Origin of the sequence: Bradyrhizobium sp. Leo170, from assembly GCF_004296405.1 — a bacterium.
Lineage (GTDB): Bacteria > Pseudomonadota > Alphaproteobacteria > Rhizobiales > Xanthobacteraceae > Bradyrhizobium.
Genome location: NZ_PSRR01000645.1, coordinates 1 through 2,055, shown reverse-complemented (window position 1 = coordinate 2,055; position 2,055 = coordinate 1). Strand labels below are relative to the sequence as shown.

At 65.4% G+C, this 2,055-nt stretch carries 2 protein-coding genes; both read left to right on the top strand.

Annotated features, from left to right (window positions below; genetic code table 11):
* The first annotated feature begins 214 nt into the window (after positions 1-214).
* Positions 215-1,201: a D-erythronate dehydrogenase gene (gene denD / locus CWO89_RS43550; protein WP_130584313.1), complete on the top strand. Its 987-nt coding sequence runs from the start codon at positions 215-217 to the stop codon at positions 1,199-1,201.
* A 20-nt stretch (positions 1,202-1,221) separates the two neighbouring features.
* A partial coding sequence (locus tag CWO89_RS43545) for a sugar kinase (RefSeq protein WP_130584312.1) occupies positions 1,222-2,055 on the top strand: 834 nt, incomplete at its 3' end.

The following is a 2,055-nucleotide window of genomic DNA, read 5'->3' as shown; positions in this document are numbered from 1 at the left end:
ATAGCCGTTCTTACGGGGAGAGGGTAGGGGTGAGGGGCTCTGCCCGCGAATATGGTGACAGATGTATTTGCGGAGGCTCCCCCTCACCCGGAATTCAAGCTGGGCTTGAATTCCGACCTCTCCCGCAAGCGGGGCGAGGTGCAGCGGAGTCCGCCTCTCGCATCGTAGTGCAATCGCCACGCACTAGCCCTGAAGAACAAGAAGGAGTTGGGTCTTGCACGTTCTGATTCTCGGCGCCGCCGGCATGGTCGGCCGTAAATTGACCGACCGTCTGCTGCGCGACGGCCGCCTCGGCAAGCAGGACATCACCAAGATGACCCTGCAGGACGTCGTCGAGCCCGTAAAGCCCGCCAACGCCTCGATCCCGGTCAAGGTGGTGGCGTCCGACTTCGCCGATGCGGGCGCCGCGGCGCCGTTGATCGCCGAGCGGCCGGATGTGATCTTCCATCTCGCCGCGATCGTCTCCGGCGAGGCCGAGGCCAATTTCGACAAGGGCTACCGCATCAATCTCGACGGCACGCGCTACCTGATCGATGCCATCCGCGCGGTCGGCGGCGGCTACAAGCCGCGGCTGGTGTTCACGTCCTCGATCGCCGTGTTCGGCGCGCCGTTCCCGGAGAAGATCGGCGATGAGTTCTTCCACACCCCGCTGACGAGCTACGGCACACAGAAATCGATCTGCGAGCTCCTGATCAACGACTACACCCGCAAGGGCCTGTTCGACGGCATCAGCATTCGCCTGCCGACGATCTGCGTGCGGCCGGGCCGGCCAAACAAGGCGGCGTCCGGCTTCTTCTCCAACATCATGCGCGAGCCGCTGGCCGGCGAGGAGGCGATCCTGCCGGTGTCCGAGGACGTGCGGCATTGGCATGCTTCGCCGCGCTCGGCGGTCGGTTTCCTCGTGCATGCCGGGACCATGGACCTCAATGCCATCGGTCCGCGCCGCAATCTCAGCATGCCCGGGCTCTCCGCCACCGTCGGCGAGCAGATCGCGGCGCTCGATCGCGTCGCCGGCAAGAACGTCACGGCGCGGATCAAGCGGGTGCCGGACCAGACCATCATCGGCATCGTCTCCGGCTGGCCGCGCGATTTCGTCACCGAACGGGCGCTGAAGCTCGGCTTCACGACGGCCGAGAAGACGTTCGACGATATCATCCGGATTCACATCGAGGACGAGCTCGGCGGCAAATTCGCGGCGTAGTCTTGCTACGGAGTGCGGTCATGACGCGGGTAGCCTCTATCGGCGAATGCATGATCGAGTTGAGGCAGGCGCAAGGCGGGCCCCAAAGCGGGACGCCAGGCGGCCTCTACTCGCGGGGTTACGGCGGTGATACTCTCAACACCGCCGTCTATCTCGCGCGCCTCGGCATCGACGTCGACTACATCACCGCGCTCGGCGACGATGCGTTGAGCGAGGAGATGATCGCCGCCTGGAAGGCCGAGGGCGTCGGCACCAAGCGCGTCGCCCGGCTGGCGGGCAAACTGCCCGGCATTTATCTGATCCAGACGGATGAGAAGGGCGAACGAAAATTCTTCCATTGGCGTGAGAACTCGGCCGCGCGCAAGCTGATGCATTTGCCGGAGACCGAGGACCTCCTCAATTCGCTCGCCACCTATGACCTCGTCTATCTCTCCGCCATCACGCTCTCGATCTATGACGACCACGGGCGGGGGCGCTTGATGACGGCCTTGAAGCGTGCGCGCCTGCTCGGTACGCGCTTCGCGTTCGATACCAATTTCCGTGCCCGCGGTTGGCCTGATCTGAGCGAGGCGCGCAGCGTTTACAGCGCGGCGTTCGAGGCGGCCGACATCGTGCTCGCCTCGACCGAGGACCTGTTGCCGCTCTATCCTGGCGAGAGCCAGGCGGCGCTGCTTGCGGGCATTTCGAGTCCGGAAGTGGTGCTGAAGCTCTCGGAGCCCGTCAGCGTGCTGCGCTTTCCCGGCGGATCGCGCGAGGTGAGGGCCGAGCCGGTGACCCAGCCGATCATCGACACCACCGCGGCCGGCGACAGTTTTGCGGCCGCCTACCTCGCCGCCCGGCTTTCCGGCGCCGAG